This is a genomic window from Sphingobacterium faecale (assembly GCF_016746095.1).
Lineage (GTDB): Bacteria > Bacteroidota > Bacteroidia > Sphingobacteriales > Sphingobacteriaceae > Sphingobacterium > Sphingobacterium faecale.
This window is the reverse complement of record NZ_JAERTY010000018.1, coordinates 19,261-38,819: the sequence shown is the minus strand read 5'-3', so window position 1 is coordinate 38,819 and position 19,559 is coordinate 19,261. Positions and strand designations below refer to the sequence as shown.

The window sequence follows — 19,559 nt, the reverse complement described above, 5'->3', positions numbered from 1 at the left end:
TTTGCCGCTCTGCTGCCACTCCGATATCATCGATAGCATATGCTCTCGTTTTTCCTGATTGTTGTTCATGGTACAAAATTAATTACCAAGGCAAACTATGTCAATATGTGTTTCATAGGGTGGATACTTTAGTCTTGGTAAAACGAACCCGCATCCCTGCGGAGTCATAATTGGTTAAGCATAGCCCTTGCAGTCTGCGAGGGCTATTTTGTGTAATGTTTATTTCTTTCTTCGAGCATCCCACAGTCAGAGTAATCATTATGAATCCGTGCTTAATTGTAAGAATTGTATAGACACGAGCTGCTAGCACGCGCCATGGGGTAAAGGTTCGTATGAGAAGGCAATTGTCAACGAGTTCCGTTAATGAAGCCAGTATTTTGACTCCTTTTGATGGTTGCTTTCAAACAGGGAGATGACTCGGAGTCAACACGGATTAGGGCGCCATAGGGCTTATATATTGTCCGTTTAATACGGGATTGAATCGGACTCATTTCTCTTATACTCTAGAACTTTAGTAAATTCATAATTTTTTATATACGTACCCTTTATTGTGCTTAGGGTTTGGCACTATTATCAATTTGTTATTTAACCTTTTTAGGTTAGTAGTTAATGTGTTAGGATTGATTTCCCACCCATACTTGTTTTTGATATATGTTAATATTTCTAACCTCTCCCGAAAGGAGTCTAGAAAAGTAGTTTTAAGTAATCTGTATTTAATTATATAAGGAACAGACGGTACTTGTTCCAAGAGTACCGATTTTGTCGGGTCGTTAGAGTACTTCTTTTGTAATTTCTCTCGTAAGTTAATCGGTGGTATAAAGTCTCTCTTGGTTATTTTTTCTAAACCAATGTTAGTGAAACCTGATATTTTATTTATTGTAGTAGTTGAAGGAAGAGATTTACCATTTTCGATATTGGTTAAAGTAGATCTTGAAAATTCACAAAGTAGAGCGAAATTCTCCTGACTTAATCCTGTTGCATCTCGGATTTCTATGATATTGGGCTGCAAAACTTCTATTGTTAATTCCATTATACAAATGGATAAACTTAAATAGTGACATTTTGTATAAAATATTGTTCATTTTGAAATTATTTGTTTATATTTGTAATGGAAATTAATTATTTAATGATATGTAAAACAGGAAGCTAGGACAATGTAGTCCAAATTATATATTTTAGGGTCTTCAGATTCCATGATTGAGCCCAGGGATGAAGGCGGCAAGGTAAACCCAGAACTTTTTAAAAAAATGTATATTTTTACATTTTCAGGGACGGGTCTTGCTGTTTCATGTGCTGCTCTGGGCTCAAACTTTTCTGGAATCGGCTATGGAACACGGGACTGTCCCTGTTTTTCTTTAGGAGACTCGCTTTGATACCCAAATAAAAGTGAGTTATGATAAAAATTAAAGAGCAATTACAAAAAAACATTATCAAAGGTCCGGAATAGTTCCGCGCCTATCTATTTCGATTTCTAGGTCTATGCGTATATAAAACCGATTAAGCTAAATTATACTTCTAAAAGCACGCAAGACAAATCAGTTAATCAATTTTTATTTAAATCGTGTGGCCTGATCAGAGATTAGGTACGGTTAGTTATTGAGATTATCTCTCGGTGAATCTCTGGATTTCTCCACTTCGGTCGAAATGACGGTTTGGAGTGATCAGGTCACACCTAATGAATCCAAAAAACCTTGCTCTGCAAGCTCTTTTGGACCATTAGAAAATAATTAAATTCCAAAAAAATGAAGAATTTTAATGGGGGTGGAAGTGGACTGTCTATTCGAGAGTGTGATCATGTTATCAAATTAACAAGTTATCAAGACCTTTCAAGTCACCCAAAAGAAGAAAACAATAAATATAGACTGCTTCACCCGTTATGGAGATATCGCATTGACGACTCGACGCTAGGAGCTGTGCTATTAATAATATTCTGTGTGTTGTTTAATAGTGCTTATCCTCAAGGGACGATTGTCGGTGATCCGGCTAAAGCCCCTGAGATAAGCCAAACTTATCGACCATATTTAAAAGGCAAGGTGGTATCTTCAGATAACACGCTTAGCCTAAGAAGTCATATCAGTATCGAAGGAACGGATATCTATGTTTATTCACAGAATGATGGATCTTTTTCTTTTCGTGGTGTTTACCTTGAATCTGGTATGTTGCGTTTAGGGCATAGTAAACTCACTAAACCGATCTATGTCCCATTTGATACTATTAACCGCGGACCATTTATAATCAATTTACAGGATGGCCTAGAAAAAGATGCGAAACAAATTGATACTGTAGCAATAGTTGCCGAAACGGGTTATTTCAAAGTGCCTGAGGAACGTGCAACAGGTTCATTTGTACATATTGACAACAAACTATTGAGCCGTACCGTTGGTTCCAATATCCTGGATCGGTTAAATGGCGTGACTCGGGGATTGATATTTAATAATAATCAGGTAGGGGCAACGACATTTGCTTCCAATAGGCCTTCCATGTCTATTCGTGGTATCAGTACTTTATTTGCGAATGCAGAGCCACTAATCATCCTAGACAACTTTCCTTTCGACGGCGATATAAATACAATCAATCCAGAGGATATAGAATCCGTCACGGTATTGCAAGATGCCGCAGCCTCGTCAATTTGGGGAGCACGAGCTGGAAATGGCGTTATTGTACTGACTTCTAAAAAGGGCCGCTTTGAGCAGCCCCTTAAAGTATCTGTTCGAACCGATATGTCGATCAGCGAAAAGCCAAATCTCTATTACAACCCTACAATACCTATGAATGAGGTGATCGAGATCGAACGATTTTTATACGGCGAAGGAGCTTGGGATGGAACCATCAATCAAATCTATCCGTATATCACCCCAACCATTGAAGCACTGCTCGCTGAAAGGAATGGACATATCGATAAGGCCGAGATGGAAAGACGTATCGCGCAATTGAAAACACAAGATGTGCGTCGCGATCTAAATAAATATGTATATCGTCCAGTGCAACTTTATAAAGGAGCTATCAATTTCTCTGGCGGAGCGAAACAGCATAATTATTACTTCTCTGCAGGTTACGATAAGAATTTAGGTAATCTATCTGGTCATCATAATGAACGTATTACCCTACAGGCTCGGAATAGCTACCGTATGCTTAAAAATAAGTTGGTAGTTGATACAGATGTACAATTTGCTTCAGGTATTAATAGGGTTGGAGGGAGTGCCCAGTATCAGGTATTGTATAATAAACTTGTTGACGAGGATGGTAGTCCATTATCAATCGGCGGTGGAAGTAGTGCTCAAGGCTTACGTCAGAGTTATATTGATACAGCAGGAATGGGTTTATTGAAAGACTGGAACTATTATCCAATTGAGAACTATAAATTATATAGCAACAACAATGAAGAGATTAGCTATCAATTCCGACCGAGCATTAGTTACAAGCCTTTAGGTTGGTTAAGTTTATTTGCAAATTATCAGTATCGACGTAGCTACAGTGAGAGAAATACTTTACGAGAAGCGGAGTATTTTGAAATGCGTGATCTGTATAATCGATTCACACAGATCAATCATGCAACTGGGATAGCAAGCTCTGCTATACCTGATGGTGCTCGTCTTAATCAAACAAACTTCGGACAGAGTGCGCATTATTTTCGAGGTAGTTTTAATGTCGATAAAAAATGGAAGGAAATTCATGACTTTCATTTAGTTGGGGGATTAGAGTTGAATAGTCGAAATACTTTAGAACGTATTATGCCTGTGATGATGGGATACCAAGAGGAGACAGAAACTTATGTCCCTTTCGATGCTACCCAGCGATATCGACAATACCTGACCGGTAATTTAGGGGTGGCTAATAATGTGATTCCGATCAATCTGTCTCGTCTTACGACTTTAAATAGAAACAGATTGTATTTCGGAAATGCTTCTTATACCTACGATAAGCGCTATACCGTGACATTCTCCGCACGTAAGGACGAGGCGAACATATTTGGGGTAGATATTAATCAGCGAGGGAGACCATTTTGGTCGGCAGGAGCCCGTTGGCAATTGCATGAAGAGGATTTTTATAAAGTGGATTGGCTATCAAAACTCGTGATACGAGCCACACATGGCTACACGGGAAATGTTAGTGGAAGATCGGCTTATATTACTTCTAAGATTGCATCAAATCCCGACTACGATACTAAACGCATTTATCAAACAGTAATTAACCCTCCGAATCCTCAACTCAGTTGGGAGAATATCCGTATGTCTAATTTAGCTGTTGATTTTTCAGCTTTTACCAACCGTTTATCAGGTTCGATAGAGCATTATTATAAAAAGGCAACCGATTTATTAAGCTCACACCCTATAAATCCTTCCTCTGGAGTTATTACTTTGTTTGGTAATTGGGCCTCGCTCAAAGGATCGGGCTGGGATTTAAATCTAAAAAACAAAAATATTCAATCAAAGGCCTTTTTATGGCAATCGGATTTGATACTTTCTTATACCAAGGAAAAGGTGACCGGTTATCAATTGAAACCATCCTCTGATCGGTTGTATTTGACGAGTAGTTTAGGCCAATATCCCATCGAAGGTAAACCTTTGTATGGGATATATTCTTTTGCTTCGGGAGGGCTAGATGTTAATGGACAGCCTCAAGGCTATTTTGAGGGGGAAATATCCAAAGATTACACGAATATCTACAATAATACACGGTTGGATGATTATAGATATCATGGTCGTGCCACACCTAGTTTATTCGGTTCTATACGAAATACCATTCAATATAATTCTTTCGATTTGTCCCTCACGATATCGGGGCAGTTTGGGTATTTCGTAAGGCGAATGGGCCTTAACTACGGTACATTGTATAGTACATCATCGTACTCCATTGCTCCATTTCAATACGACTATATGAATCGTTGGCAGCAGACAGGCGATGAAGCTCGTACACATGTGCCTGCTTCCGTTTATCCAGTAATAGCCAACCGGGAGACTTTTTATAACATGACGGAGCATCTGGTTGAGCGTGGTGATCATATTCGTTTGCGCGATATTCGATTGGCTTATACAATTAAGTTACCTCGTATTGGTTTGTCTACAGTGCAGGTTTATGGCTATACCAACAACCTTGGGGTACTGTGGGCTGCTAACAAATTGGGCTTTGATCCTGAAGCTGTCTACGGTAACACGATGGTCTATCCAGCTGTTCGGACTTATTCCTTGGGTGTTAATCTAAATTTTTAAAAAGATATAGAATGAACAAATTATTTATAATTATATGCTCTTTGGGACTTTTGTCCTGCGGAGATGGGTTCTTGGATGTCAAGCCAAGTTCTGATACGGTTGTACCGACGACTTTGGATGACTTTCAACAGCTGTTGGATGCCAGTTCTTTAAAATGGGCTCCCGAACTACTCGATATACAGGCGGATGATTACTATTTAACAAATACTTATTGGCAAAGTATGAACAATGTAGTGTTTAAGAATGCTTATGTATGGGCTGATGATATTTATGGAACAATAGAAAACGAGGATTATGGCTGGAATAGACTATATGAACAGATTTTTTATGCCAATGTGGTATTGGATGGATTGAATAAGGTCTCTGTAAACACGACGAATGAGGAATCTTTTAATCACGTAAAGGGTTCTGCATTATTCGTGCGGGCGATGAGCCTACATTATTTGCTACAATTATATGCGCCAGCTTATCATCCAGTAAATGCAGTTTCTGATCTTGGCGTACCAATTCCTCTATCTTCCGATGTGAATGAAAAAGTAAAGCGCGAATCAGTTCTAGTTTGCTATAAAAGATTGATTGAAGATTTAAGGGAGTCTATAACGCTTTTAAGAGAACAGGTTGATTTTGGTCGCCCATCCAAAGTAGCTGCATTTGCCTTGCTTGCTCGAGTTTATTTAATGACGGAAAATTATGAATCAGCATTGGCAGCTTCTAAAAATTCTTTGCTCCTGTATAATGATTTGACTGATTTTAATTTAAAAAAAATTAGAGATTATAAGGAAGCTATATATTTTTCTTACCTAACACCGGGTTCGTTGATTCAGAATTATGCGAGTAATACACTAATAAGTGAAGTTCTTTACAATTCCTACAGTGTTAATGATTTGAGAAAAAAGGTCTATTTCAACTCTAGTAGTCTAGGTATTGCTACAAAGAAGGATAATTACGGATTGGCTGTATATAGTTTTAGCGGATTAGATACAGATGAACAATACTTAATAAAGGCAGAATGTGAAGCACGTTTAAGTGATAAAGACGAAGCCATGAAAACGTTAAATTTCTTGTTGAAACACATGTATTCGGCTTATATTGATAAAGTATTTTCGACAAAGGAAGAAGCATTATCGCTTATTCTCCAAGAGCGTAGAAAACAGCTGATTTTCCGTGGTGTTCGCTGGTCGGATCTAAAGCGCTATAATCGGGGTGGAGCTAATATTACCCTAACTAGAACCTTAGGTGAAAAGATTTATACCTTGCCACCTAACAGTCCTAAATGGCTCCTTCCTATACCAGTTAATGAAATTAAGTCCTCCGGAATTCAACAAAATCTAAGAAAATAAACAGTTCAATAATGAAAATACTCATATTATATGTGCTGATTCAATGCTGGACTGTCTACTTGTTTGGCCAAGGCAATGCGCAATTATTTGTGCATGCTCCAGTACTGGCACCTGACGATACTTTGGTTTTATATTTGCAAAAAGAACGTATTGCAGAGCCTTATAGAAATCACTTTCGTGTTTTACAAAAAAATAACAATAATGGTGTTTATAGTTTTAGTATAGATAGTTTGAATAATCAACATTGGGTCAGCATGGGCTTAAATTTTCAAAAAAGAGGACAAACGCCTTTTTTTACTATTTTGGATGAGTTTTTACTACAACCAGGTGATAGTGTACATATTTATTTAAGTCCTAAAAAAGGTAGCTTTAGAGCATCAGAAGGTGGGTATGACGGTGATATTCCGATAGTAAATGAAAGTTGGGATGCTAAGTTCTCTGGAAGAGGTGCCTCTAAATACGAAGCACTTTGGAAAGTGAAGCTATTAAGTGAGCAAGACTATAATAAAAAAGTCATGTACACAATTAGTTCATCTTATCCCACTAAGCTATTTGATTTACACTATAAGCTCCAAAATGAAGCTTTGGACGTGCTCCTTAATTATAAACCAACTATAGAAAGTGAAATTTATGATTTGTTTGAAAGACAAGTGAGAGGACAATATGGTAAGAACATCGGTCGACAATTGGAAATGTCCTACTACTACCGGGATAATAAAGGAGCTGTTGATTCCGCATTACGAACTGAGGTAAGAAAATATCTTGATCAAGGAAAAGTTGATCTTGAACACACCGATGATAATGATATACTGTCTCCTAGATATATGGACTACTTATTGAAATATCTAATGACGTCATTTAGAGAACAGAATAATGGGGAAATGGATGTGTCAAAATGCTATTATTACATTAAGAATTTTATTAAGCCATTAAAAGTTAGAGATCGAGTCATAGCTTCTTTTTTGCTAGACTGGTTTCAGTTTAGTCCCAATCAGGAGGTCTTGAGTGATGCAATGAGTTTGGTTAAGGAGCCCTATAGTCTAGAAAAAGTGTCTAAATTAAAGAGATTGTTAAAGGGAGAAATAGGTTACTCCTTTTCTTTACCCGATGTTGATGAAAATTATCATGTAGCCGACGAGTATAAAGGAAAAGTAGTTTTTATAGATTTTTGGTTTGCATCCTGCTTAGCTTGTCATATTTATATGCGGGATGTTGTAGAGCCTATAAAAGATTTGTATAGGGATAATCCAAATGTTGTCTTTATTACGATATCAATAGATACTTACGACGTATTTAAGGGCATGCTGAACAAACAAGACTTCCTGCCGAAGGGCGGCGTACATTTGTATACAGAAAATAAAGGCTATAAACATCCTATGATAGAATATTATCAAATAACGGCATATCCTTATCCTTTGCTGTACGGCAAAGATTATAGATTAGTAAACGGTGAATTTAACATTCGGACTCTAGAGGGACTGAAAGAAGGAATAGAAGCAGCTCTAAAATAATTAAATCCTCTAGCGGGTAGCTTCGCTAGAGGATTGGTTAATACTTTGTTATTGATGCTGTTTTTTCAGTCTAGGGTAAATCAACGTAGTTACCGTCACAAGGAATCCATTTGGAATTAGCGGAGTCGTACACCCAATGACAGGTTTCGTTATCATTTGTTGTACAAGTAAAACCTCCAGGCTGATTATACGTGCCGGCACTTTCCATTCCTTCTGGAAGGTTAGTTGGGTTTGAATCCTCTGGAGGAGCTCCGTCTCGGTTGTAAATATACCCTTCATGAAGCGGAGTACTACATATCGACTCCTGTGTTTTTGCATTCATCGCTAGCGCTACGCCGCCAACAGCGATGAATGTTCCTAATAAAATTGATTTTAGCGTTTTCATACGCAATTATTTAAATTGTTTGAACTGTTGCGATGGAGCCTTTTCCTAGGGCTTCATCGCTTTTGTGCTTACGCATACGATAATGGTAATACAGCATGCCCAGAGTTAGGACAGCAATGCCGCCGTTGATCCAGTAGTGCATGGTCCAGCTTAGTTTTTACCATGTATACCCTCGCAAGAGCAGGGGACAAATAGTGCCTTATTCTGTACAAAATATACGTAGCGGCTGTAGGCCAGCATGAGCGGGATCAAAATACACCATCCTAGTACCTGCGCCTTTCTGTAGTTGAGTACCAGCAGCAAGGCTACCCCTGCTTCTACAGTTATACTGGCTATTGCTGCGCCATCGGCTATGCCTGCGGGTACAAACCCGATATCTCTGATATGCGCCAGATGGGCGGCATAGTTCACGAATTTCTTGGTAGCCGTATAGAACAGCAAGAAAGCTAGTATGTAGCGCGGTGCGTGGATGATAATGCGTTTTAACTTGTTCATGCTTTTAATCGTTTTGTAAGCGTTATTTTATGTCTGCTTGGTGCCGGGCATCCCGCTCGGCGTTCCAAAGGTTGTTTTCGTGGATGGTATCATTTTTTTTATGTCTTGTTTAATGATCATAACCCTTTTGTTCAATTCCGTACAACGACCTTCGTTGTATTGATAAATCAAAGTTAGCTACGATATGAAGGAGGTTGGTTGTAATAATCCGCACTAAGAGTTGTAAAAATCCGCCATCAGTCTTTGACCTGGTTTTAAGGCTGGTGTTGGCTGGGCGGTACGCCGTACTTGTTCTTAAAGGCATTGCTAAAGGCGGGTACATCGTGGTAATGCTGTAGGTATGTCACCTCTTTGATAGTCTTCCCCTCGGCCAGCAGTTTGACTGCCTGTTCTAACCGTTTGGTCCCGATATAGTCCTGTAGGGATTCGTTGTATAGTTTTTTGTGTATTTTTTGTAGACGGTTTATGGTTATGCTAAAGTGATCGGCAATCTGTTGGATGTAGGGTACGAGATCGTTTTTTTCGACGATGTGGTCAATATACCTGTGTATAGACTCTATTTTTTGTTTTAGAGGATGGACTGGCGCCCGATCGGGATTCTCCTCTTGTTGGTGTAGGCTCTGCAAGCGTCCCACAGCCGCATAGATGTTGGTATCCTGTTGGATACCTGTTATCTCAGGATGTTGTAGGATATAGTAGAGCTCGGTCAGCATAGCTGCTGTGATGGGGGCTGGCTCGCTGCGGTATAGTTGGTCCGGTAGTAAGATCTGGGGGAGGTCTTCCAGCTCGGCAGCTGCTGGCTCTCTATGTTTGTCCAGCCAGTCGGTTACGATATTGTAACCAACGATAAGGTGGCGTCCCAGGGGCACATAGCTCAAAAAATCGCCACAGGCGGCATAGATCTGATGCTGATAGCCTTCGGTCAGGAGGAGCCCGTGGCCCATGACCTCGTTAATACCGTAGCCACCCTGTAGCATATACTGCCAGTGTATATCGGGATGCTGTATCGATACGGGTAGGTATAGGGGCGCCTTGGCCTCTACCTCGATGCAATAGGGTAGGATGTATTTGCTCTTGTACCATTGTATACAGCACCAGCTATCATCGATATACCAGCTCTTGCGATCGCCATAGGCCATACGGTAGCTGCTACCTCGGGGTAGTTCGCGGCTCTCGCGGGCATGGGGATAGTAGCGCTGGGGCTGTATGACAAGGCTGCGTATCATCACTGCCGGAGTTAATTGTTCAATTACCGCCACGTGGAAGGTATAGCCCGTGGCGGTAGTACGTATCGGTGTCCGCTTAAGGCGACCGGTAGAATATACGTATGATCAACTTCGCTTCCGGAGATGCGCTGAAATTAGCCCTATCTGGATCAGGTGCTTTTTCTTCAGCGCTGGCCTGTCCTTTTTGCCAGGCTTCGTAAGCAGTTACCTTGACCGAATCTCCCTCTGCGAGAGCAGTAGTAGCGGCATCGGTTTTCTTGTCCAGGGTGATCGGAAGCTGATGGTTGATGGCATAAGCAATCTGCTGTGCCAGGTCATCCATAAAACCTTCGTCCAGCGAGTCCAGGTAATCCAGCTGCGGGCTGCTTAAATGGAATCGGTACGGTATCCAACCTTGGATACACTCCAGGATCCGATCCTGTTCTTTGATCTGCAACCGGATACTGCTGCGGTACAGATCGTGCAGAAAGTCATTAAGACCTTCTTGTGTAAATGGGTAATTTTTCATTTTTTTTGGGTTTAAATTATACTTACAATAGACATGTTCCTGATGTCTTCGACACGAATGTATTAGGGATGGCAAATGAAAGAAAGTAAATGTCAAAGATATTTTCTGGAGGTGTTTGGAGAAATTCCCGAGGCAAAAAAAACAGAGTTTACGGGCTGAAATCGCTGTTTTTATTTTCTCGAGGGTAAAACTAAAATTCTGTCTGAAAGCGCAAAAGCTCATTTGTAATAGTAGATAGTCTTTAGTAGAAGAGGTCTTATAGGGTATATCACATAAATGTGTGATGAGGATCATTTTTAGTTCTAAGTTCTTTGTATATACTTGTGGTTGACCTAAATATAAACGCTATGATGATACGATCTATTTTCAATTCTGTCAAAGACTGCAGTGGCTCTTTTGGCCGCTTCGTTAGTTCTTTTTTCCGTTCTTGGTATGGGCATGTCGGTGGGTTGAGCATAATGTTGGTATCTTCTGCTTTCCTGGTGACATTTTATACCACATCTCTTCCTGTATTAAGATCGCTCCCGCTGGAGCAGCATGTGATGACTTTTTTGCTCAATATCCTACTGATGCTACCGCTTGTACTGGCCATCGGTATGACCGTGTACAGCTTGGACAAGAGCATGTATTGGAAACGGTACAAAACGGGAAGATGGATATTCCAGCTCGTGATGCTATGTCTGGTTCTCGGCACGGTCGTACTGCATACGGTACGTTGGGTCTATCTGAAGCTTTTTAGTATGGATCTGTTTGAGATAGGGTACATGGAGCGGGATTTTGTACTGGTGATGGTCTGTATCTTGTTACAGCAGGTCTACTATTTTGTATATGCTTTGCTCAAAGCTACGGAACGTCTTCAAACAGAGATTTTGGGGCTACGTAGTGAGCTATCGACGAGTGAGGAAAAGAATGTCGAATTGAATTGTGCAAACGAAAGGTTGAAAGAGGAACTGACAGAAAGACAAGCCGATTTGGAGTCTCAGCGTGAAGGATGTGGTCACTGTGCACTGCACCTGATTTATGCCTGGAGTATATTATTAGATATGACTAAGGAAATAGAAGTGAGCTTTGATAAGACCTCATTTGTCAATATGCCTGTACGTTTTTTATCTAAGGTGTACATAGAGAAAGAGGACGGTGTCAAGTTGTTTTATGCCCTGCTCGTGGATGGGAGAAAGGCATTATTAGCTATTAATGCGTTGTCGGCTTTGGAGAGTTTATGTCCTTCTATATTAATGAAGAACAAAATAGACGAATTGATTAATATTTTATCGATTCGGGGGATGGAGAACAGGGAGGATAGACCATATCTGGATCTGTTTGGTGGCGGGCAAGCGGAGGTCGGCAAATCATATTGGGAGCGGTTACGCGTTTATCTGGACGATTTGGAGAATGCGATGCAAAACGCAAAGGAGCTGTTGAAAAAGGAATGGAATGCAGACGGTGAGAAGGGCGGTGACCCTAAGAGTTAATAATAAGTTAATGGATATTCTTTGGATAGTTTAGCGCTTATCTCTATATTTACGTGTGAATTTAAGGGAAGGACACATGAAAAACAATAGATAGATTGACAGCTTTTTAGTTTTTTATGAAGTCAAGTATTTGGATCCTGCACATAAATCTAAAGAATCGTTTTATTATTTTATTTAACCGTACTCCAGCTTAGAATTGTTATGCCTGAGATGTCATCAAAGGAATTCTTTTTAATCAATAATCGGCTTAAGGATAGCGATCATAATGCGTTTCTGGAAATCTATGATACGTATGCAAAAGCGCTTTATCATTTTGTGAAAAAATTTATTTATGATTCGGCAGCGATCGATGATCTTGTACACGATGCTTTTCTTAACCTGTGGAATGCGAGAGAACGGATCAAACCGAATTATCCCATTCAGAATTACCTCTACAAAATTGCAAGAAATCTGGTTTATAAGAGGCTCAAAGAGCAGATGAGGTTTTTAGAGATTCAGGGAGAGCTTGCTTATATAGAAGAAAAACGAATCGTCCAGTATTCGGTAGAGGAGACCTTTATAGATGCAGAATACAAGGGAATATATAAATCGGCCGTAGAGCAGCTACCCAATCAGCGTAGGCGTATATTCCAGATGTCACGGCAGGAAGGACTGTCTCATAAAGAGATAGCCGAGCGTCTGGGTATCTCAATCAATACCGTGAAAGAGCATATGTCTCTGGCCATGCGTTCCATTCAGGAGTACATAGCCAGAGAGCATAATATTCTTCTAAAGCTACTGATTGTGTATCTTTTGTCTTGACAGTTGATTGACTAAGTCTTTGGCTGCATTTAGATCCTCATTCCAAGTAGCAGTACGTTGATTGTTGTTGAGTTTCTGTATCGCATTAGCCAACTTGGTCAGCGATGTCTGGTCCCCTCGGGCGGAGAGCATTTTTTTCAACAGTTGTACTTTTTCGTAATCCTGTATACCTTCGAGCATCCGCTCATAACGTATAGAACTGCGACCATCGGGATAGACAATGTAGGTGTCGCCTGCAGGCCATGTTCTGAATCTCGAATCTTCCATTGGCTTTTCCACCCAAGAATTGAATGCCCAGCGCAAGAAACCATCAAAATCAGCCGCTAAGGCATACCAGGCCAGATAAGTAGATTCGCCTGGCTCCGAGAAGGTAAACTGGTTAGGGAAAGGTGTCGCACAGTATACATAAAATGTCGTATTCAATCCAGCCGCTCTTCTCTTGACGAGGTCATCATGCGAAAATGGCTTTAGCGAAGAGATGCTGATATCTTTGCTTTTGGGATACCGTTGGTAAGTCTTCTTATTGTCGGCAAATGACATTCCTAATTCCGGAGCAATGGAATCGATCAATCGGAATGCGGCATCCATCGATTTCTGGTCGCGTTCGTCCATAGCGATATTAGTGATGGAAAGCCAGCCTTTTTTAGTGAGATGTTTTTTGAAATCATCAAAGAAATTTCCCCATAATTCATTGAAAATAGCGGTGCCTGGATCCGCTTTTACGTTGACAAGCTTGCCGCTACTAGCATCCATGTAGTGGATCTCATTGTTCCAAGGGATGATGGAGTAGCAGTTGATCATTTTGTTGATACCGAGTTGCATCATAAAGGTGACCCAGCGGTCAAATACCGTGTAATCGTAGGTCCATTTTCCGTCTTCTCCTTTTGTCCATTTGATCATGTCTTCATAAGGATCAAAAGTTTGGATATTCCAAGGGTCTTTGTTTAGCGTGGTTGTGATGACTTTTTGCCCTGCATCAGCCAATAGCTGCATAACAGGGGTCATGGCGTCAAAGTGTTCATCAGACCATACAGGTACCTGAGCTACCCGTGCGATAGCCGAAGGATGTTGCCATTGGTCGAGGTGGAATCCCCATTCGGAAGGAGGGGGGAGTGTCTGATCGATGACTTCGAGATCGAGAGCGAGCGTCATCGGTTTGATTTTCTTTCCGGAGATCTGTACTTGAGACCGGTAGAGGCCGGCTGCGGTAGATCTAGGAATTTCGATAGTGACCCATACTGGGCGGGCTTTGTTTTTTTCTAACTGAAACCGATCTAAATTATCAAGCATATCCGGAGATAGAGAAGCGGGGTATTCGTCGAGGCTTCGCTTGCCACATCCCTTGCCAAATTCATCGGTCATTACGTAACGCACAAAACGAGCGCGTGCCACCTTTTGAGAGATAATACCGCCTTTGCCGCTGCGGAAGTCGCCAAAATCGACCTGTACATCTTCAATGTTTTCTCGTGTCCATAACAGGATCTGGGCAGAAACCGTTTCTCCTTTCCAACCAATTACGCTGGTATGGCTGGTTTTGGTTACAGTGGGGAGGACTGATTTGGGATAACGTCGGTCTATGGAGACAAAAGAAGCATGTAGACCATGAGGGACCTTTGACCAATCGGATAAGGTGTCTGCAGTGGGGTCAGCTAATTCAGTAAAGTCTCCGTTCTGTTTTTTTAACAGCTGTCCCTGAGCGGGCAAAACAGTAGCAATTAAAGAAAGTAGCGAAAGAACAGCTAAGAGGTTTCTTAGCTTAGCACCTGAAGTGTTTTTGTATATAATTATAGGCATGATAAGATTAAATTTGATATCTTATTTAATATAGTTATTTATAAATGGAGCGAGTAGATTATAGCCAATGGTATTGGGGTGTACGCCATCACTGAATAGTGACTCATTGATCTTACCGTTGGATCTAAGAAACATAGACCCCGTATCCGCGTATAGTATTTGCAGTTTGGGAGCCACTTTTGCGATTTTATCGTTCAATAATGATATGCGGGATTCGTAACCCTTCCTGGGAAGTATGCCCAGCAGTATTATTTTAGCTTTAGTCTGTCGTCGTTTTATTTCCTGGACTAATACTTCTATACCTTTTACAATCTCCGTGTCTGTATTTACAGAAAGATTATTCGTGCCGGCAAGGAGGATTATATGTGAAGCAGAAAATCCTTCGAGCTCGCCGTTTTGAACGCGCCAAAGCATATTTTCGATTCTATCGTAGCCAAATCCTAAATTTCTGACATCTTTCTTTTTGAAATATTGATCCCATGCGTCCTCTCCCCGCCGGATGGGGGACACAGGTTCGCCGCTCCAATAGTGCAGAATCGAGTTGCCGATAAACACGACTTTAGGTGGGCGTTGTCGGTTCAGTGCGATCACTTGATCATGTCTTTCTCTCCAGTTATAGACCGTAGAATCCCGATTCTGCGTAACAGGCCGCGTGGTCGAAATACTGTCTCTGGGTGCAGCTACAATCTTTTGAGGAGTAGCGTACAAGACCCAAAGGGCTATGGATACTACAAGTTGAAGTGGATTAAGTATCATGGATAAAAATAGGAGAACATAATACGCCGTTTTACTTTAATGTAAAAGTAGCTAATACGGGTAGATGGTCTGAAGCCGATCCCGCCCAGGTGTACGCTTGATAGGACTGAACTGAAATAGCGCTGGATGGGGCATACATTAAATAATCTATCGTGCGGTTTGGATTAGTGGCTGGAAAGGTGAAAGCACAATTATTATTGAGACAGCCTAAGGTAAAATGCCCACGTAGAATACGTATTGCTTCCGAGTCCGGAAGAGAATTAAGATCTCCGCCTAGAATAACGGGTTTGGTAAATGTTTTAAAAATATCTACAATGTCTTTGGCCTGTTTATCACGGTTTCCATTAATCTCAAGATGATCCAAATGGGTGCCTACGAAGTGAAACTCTTTACCTTCTTTTTCTACGGTTACCATCGCAATGGCGCGGGGCTCACTGTTTGGATATTCAGGAAGAAAACCTAAGCTGTATGCTTTGGTCTCTTTAAAAGGTAATTTGGAAAGAATGGCTTCACCGTATTCCCCGCCGTTATGATCCATCGCTTTAGCAAAAAAATAGTATTTCATTCCGGTACGTTCTGCCAACTCCTTGGTGACATCAATTGGGTTTCTTTTGGTGAGCTTGTCTACTTCTTGCAGGGCTACCAAATCAGGATCGGCCCGCTTGATAACTTCGGCCATCTCAATCATATTTTGAGGCTGTAGATTGCCTGGTCGGGAAGCCCATAGATTGTAACTCATGACTTTAACCGTAACATCTTTGCTTACCGGTGGAGTGGGGTCAATGGGTGCATCCGGTCCGCTCTCTTTGGAACCACATGCAGTAAAGGTTAGTCCGAAGGTAGTCATATAAGCCAAAATGGTCATTGCGTATCTTTTCATCATATTATTTGTTTATAGCTCTTAATCTAATTATAATTTATCTTTTGTTAACATATAAACATCGGGAGGAACGTCACTCCTCCCGATCTAATGTGTTAAAAGTAAACGTTTAACGTCGTAAATATGGGTAGATGAGTCCCCCCTACGGTTTGTTGTCCATTGCCCACGGTATGGGAGATGACACTAAAGCGTCCTGTACCCCTAGTCAGAACCATATCCGACCAAGAGGTAGGATTAGAGGCCGAAAAGTTAGGTTGGCAGGGTAAACATGCCGATTGAAAACCTATACCTGCTAGTGCGGCGTAGGAATCTCCTCCGTTCGGATTGGCGTTCATATTACCCGCTAAAATAGAAGGCTTACCGTCGTCATTTCCCAGGATAGCTAGCATCTCGCCGAGTTGTGTAGCTCTGGCGGTAGCATTAGCATTGGTGTGAACGGCTGCAAATTGAAGCTTTTCACCTTGTACATCGAGATCCATTACTGTAAATGGTCCCCGCTCAGAATTGTCGCCCTGGTTTGCACCGTTGGCAACTAATCGGTACGTCTGTTCATTCGAAATAGGAAATTTGCTGTAGACAGCCATTCCGTATTGTCCACCTTGATAAGCGAGTATAGAGGGAGCAAATATGGTGTTGAAATCGCCACCGAGCTTCTGCTCAAGTATAGCAGGCCAATCGTTTGCTGCGCCACTTCTCGTTGTATTTTTATCTATTTCACGGATGACAACGATATCTGCCTCCGATCCTTGTATGATCTGGGCCAATTTGTCCATATCATTGTTAGTTCCTCCTTTTCCTAGTGCCATGATTTTGACCTGCACAGGTGTACTACGTACTTCGATACGGAAGTAGGTGGTTTTTAGATTTTCCTTCAATGCAACGCTGCCAGATACCGAACTGATCTTAACCGGTAAAAGATAATTCGTAAATGTAGCCAAGCCTGTGAAATTGATTGCTACAGGAAGGGCTTCAGTCTGAATATCACCGGTTTTGATTAGAGCCTCTTTTTGAGAAAAATCAATATTTCCGGAAGGGAGAGGGAGATAGTCAGTCCCGTAATAATTATTATAATCATCAACAAGAGACTGGTCAACTTCAAACTTCACACGGATATCCTCCGGGGCACGATCGATCCCACCGTAATTGGCACCTACAAATATTTTATCGGTGCCGGCAGATTTCTGGAACACAAAAGTCTGCAGATCTGCCGATTTGGCCATATAGACAGCTCTATAGTTCTCGGCATAGGATGTGTCGGGCTCTTGTTTACAAGCACTGAGGATTGTAAAAATGAGTAGGGTATATAGTATTGAAAAATATTTTATCATGATTCTAAATCTTAATATCCAGGTAGTTGTACTAATTGTTTGTTTCGATCCATCTCACTTTGTAATAGGGGTAGGAAATAAAAACGATTGTTCCAGGGCGCCCTGCGTACAGCTGGGGTACGCGTATGGAAGCCTACGTCGCTGAGGGTACTTCCTTTAGAGACGTCCATCCCCGTATAGGTACCACCCTGGTAGTATCCCGGTTTATCTGCTATTTTCCAACGGCGTACATCGAAATAGCGGTGGTTTTCAAATGCCAGCTCGATCTGGCGTTCTTTGCGGATCGCTTCACGCATTTGTTCCTGTGATAATGTCCCCGGCGCAATAGCTGGAATACCACCACGCTGGCGTATAGCGTTTAGATATTTTAGTATATCCGGATGATTAGGGTCAGATTCATTAAGTGCTTCTGCATAATTCAGATAAAGCTCTGCCAGACGGATGAACATAGCAGGACGGGCTACATTAACGGCAGGAGTCATGCTAAATGTGGGATGTATATTCTTACGGATGGTGTATCCCGTCTTGGACCAGTCTCTGGGCGCTCCGGCTTTACCCGAATTACCAGTGTTATAAAACTCGACCCGTGTCATACCAGCTTTGGCTGCTCCTGGGATCATGGATCCGTTGAAAGTGACAAATGCATAAAAGCGTGGTTCTCGGCCTTCGTACATTTTGCTGGTTCCGGCTACATAGTATTCGTTGCCTGCGTTAGTGAAGCCACTTTCCTTATAGGAAGGATCTTGCTCAATGGACAAACCTGAGGCCATTCTGAAACCGTCAACGAATTCTTGGGTAACTCCCATATAACTGAATGCAGTACCCGCTATGGATCGGGGGGCAGTCCGTGATTCCCAGCTGCGGGTTCCTGATGTGGGTCTCATCCAGATCCCTTCTTTACGCCAGCCATCCCAGTAGAGGTTTCTAGAGGACAAGAAAGCTGCGCGAAAAGGATCAGCATCAGAGACTTGATAAAGCCCTTTGCCATTACGCTCCGCCATATCGATGGCAGACTTGGCAGCGTTAGCTGCTTTAGTCCAGCGAGAGGCTTCATAGGTTTGGTTGAACAATACAGTGCCGTCTAAGTTTTTGAAACCTGCATAATCTTTATTACCGTTATAGAGAGGCGATGCATGATAAAGTAATATCCGCGATTTGAGCGCTTCTACGATCATCCGGTTGATACGTCCTGTCTGTGTGGGATCGGCTGTAGTCGTACCGGATTGAAAGATTTCTTCCGGTAGATCCGTTGCAGCCTTATCCAGCTCACTCAATAGCCAGTCCACTGCTTGGTCGACAGTTGCTCTTGGGATCTGGTAATTATCAGTAGGCAGTTTGGTGTCTTCCGGAAGTATAGAGATAGGTCCATGGATCTGCATAATACGCCAATAATAGAAGGCGCGCAGGAACCTGGCTTCAGACTTCATCCGAGCCACCTCATATGCGCCTGAGGCTGTATTTAGCAACTCTTTATTCTTATCGATATTGTCTAAGAAAATGCCGCATTGACGTATTTTGGGATAGTACTGGGCAGTGGTTAGGTTGGTCGTTGTTGTCGAATTGATGGCACCGTTATTCATGGCGTCGATTGTTGTCGCTGTCTGGTTAGACATATCACATTCGTCTGTTACTGCAGACCATAGTTCTCCGAATGGTTGATTCCATACGTCGGGTACGGCTGTGAATAAACCACCCCAGTACTGCTCCGTCTGATTACGGTTGGTAAAGATAGACTCGATGTTGAGCTCGTTGTCCGGTTGGGTATCAAAAAAATTCTTTTTACATGCAGACTGCGTCATGATGGCGGCAGTCAAAAAGATTCCAGTATATAGTTTTATGCTCTTGTTCATGGT

General features: G+C 41.6%; 15 protein-coding genes. 5 read left to right on the top strand and 10 right to left on the bottom strand.

Features of this window, described 5'->3' with window-relative positions; all coding sequences use genetic code 11:
* Window positions 1–520: 520 nt before the first annotated feature.
* Entirely contained in the window at window positions 521–1,030 is a 510-nt protein-coding gene (locus JKG61_RS22285) for a helix-turn-helix transcriptional regulator (protein ID WP_202105219.1), read from the bottom strand.
* Window positions 1,031–1,742: 712 nt separating this feature from the next.
* On the opposite strand from JKG61_RS22285, the gene JKG61_RS22280 reads away from it, so the two are divergent.
* Genes JKG61_RS22280 through JKG61_RS22270 form a run of 3 tightly spaced genes read left to right on the top strand, consistent with a single transcriptional unit; the run spans window position 1,743 to window position 8,061 of the window.
* The gene (locus tag JKG61_RS22280) at window positions 1,743–5,210 is read left to right on the top strand and encodes a SusC/RagA family TonB-linked outer membrane protein (protein WP_202105218.1); all 3,468 of its coding nucleotides are present in this window, start codon (window positions 1,743–1,745) and stop codon (window positions 5,208–5,210) included.
* 11 nt (window positions 5,211–5,221) lie between these two features.
* Window positions 5,222–6,550, top strand: a complete 1,329-nt coding sequence (locus JKG61_RS22275) for a RagB/SusD family nutrient uptake outer membrane protein (RefSeq protein WP_202105217.1) — start codon at window positions 5,222–5,224, stop codon at window positions 6,548–6,550.
* An 11-nt stretch (window positions 6,551–6,561) separates the two neighbouring features.
* A complete protein-coding gene (locus JKG61_RS22270) occupies window positions 6,562–8,061 on the top strand; it encodes a TlpA family protein disulfide reductase (protein ID WP_202105216.1) in 1,500 nt (499 codons plus the stop codon).
* A gap of 70 nt (window positions 8,062–8,131) precedes the next feature.
* Here JKG61_RS22270 and JKG61_RS22265 read toward each other — a convergent pair whose 3' ends face one another.
* The 4 genes from JKG61_RS22265 to JKG61_RS22250 form a co-directional block, all read right to left on the bottom strand.
* On the bottom strand, window positions 8,132–8,446 hold the full coding sequence (locus JKG61_RS22265) for a hypothetical protein (protein ID WP_202105215.1): 315 nt from the start codon (window positions 8,444–8,446) through the stop codon (window positions 8,132–8,134).
* 150 nt (window positions 8,447–8,596) lie between these two features.
* The gene (locus tag JKG61_RS22260) at window positions 8,597–8,941 is read right to left on the bottom strand and encodes a MauE/DoxX family redox-associated membrane protein (protein ID WP_202105214.1); all 345 of its coding nucleotides are present in this window, start codon (window positions 8,939–8,941) and stop codon (window positions 8,597–8,599) included.
* Window positions 8,942–9,195: 254 nt separating this feature from the next.
* Window positions 9,196–10,167 (bottom strand): helix-turn-helix transcriptional regulator, encoded by a 972-nt coding sequence (locus tag JKG61_RS22255; RefSeq protein WP_202105213.1) that lies wholly within the window; start codon window positions 10,165–10,167, stop codon window positions 9,196–9,198.
* Between the two features lie 76 nt (window positions 10,168–10,243).
* Window positions 10,244–10,675, bottom strand: coding sequence for a hypothetical protein (locus JKG61_RS22250; RefSeq protein WP_202105212.1), 432 nt, complete (start codon window positions 10,673–10,675; stop codon window positions 10,244–10,246).
* Window positions 10,676–11,022: 347 nt separating this feature from the next.
* On the opposite strand from JKG61_RS22250, the gene JKG61_RS22245 reads away from it, so the two are divergent.
* Entirely contained in the window at window positions 11,023–12,147 is a 1,125-nt protein-coding gene (locus JKG61_RS22245; protein ID WP_202105211.1) for a hypothetical protein, read from the top strand.
* Window positions 12,148–12,357: 210 nt separating this feature from the next.
* Entirely contained in the window at window positions 12,358–12,948 is a 591-nt protein-coding gene (locus tag JKG61_RS22240; protein ID WP_202105210.1) for an RNA polymerase sigma-70 factor, read from the top strand.
* Here the strand turns inward: JKG61_RS22240 and JKG61_RS22235 are convergent.
* From JKG61_RS22235 to JKG61_RS22215, 5 genes are all read right to left on the bottom strand, one after another.
* A complete protein-coding gene (locus tag JKG61_RS22235; protein WP_202105209.1) occupies window positions 12,922–14,742 on the bottom strand; it encodes a DUF4091 domain-containing protein in 1,821 nt (606 codons plus the stop codon). The two genes, JKG61_RS22240 and JKG61_RS22235, sit on opposite strands and share 27 nt — an antisense overlap.
* Before the next feature lie 21 nt (window positions 14,743–14,763).
* Entirely contained in the window at window positions 14,764–15,498 is a 735-nt protein-coding gene (locus JKG61_RS22230) for a GDSL-type esterase/lipase family protein (RefSeq protein ID WP_202105208.1), read from the bottom strand.
* Window positions 15,499–15,529: 31 nt separating this feature from the next.
* Window positions 15,530–16,381, bottom strand: a complete 852-nt coding sequence (locus JKG61_RS22225) for an endonuclease/exonuclease/phosphatase family protein (RefSeq protein ID WP_202105207.1) — start codon at window positions 16,379–16,381, stop codon at window positions 15,530–15,532.
* Window positions 16,382–16,473: 92 nt separating this feature from the next.
* Window positions 16,474–17,706 (bottom strand): BT_3987 domain-containing protein, encoded by a 1,233-nt coding sequence (locus tag JKG61_RS22220; RefSeq protein WP_202105206.1) that lies wholly within the window; start codon window positions 17,704–17,706, stop codon window positions 16,474–16,476.
* Window positions 17,707–17,717: 11 nt separating this feature from the next.
* A complete protein-coding gene (locus JKG61_RS22215) occupies window positions 17,718–19,556 on the bottom strand; it encodes a RagB/SusD family nutrient uptake outer membrane protein (RefSeq protein ID WP_202105205.1) in 1,839 nt (612 codons plus the stop codon).
* Between the last annotated feature and the right edge of the window lie 3 nt (window positions 19,557–19,559).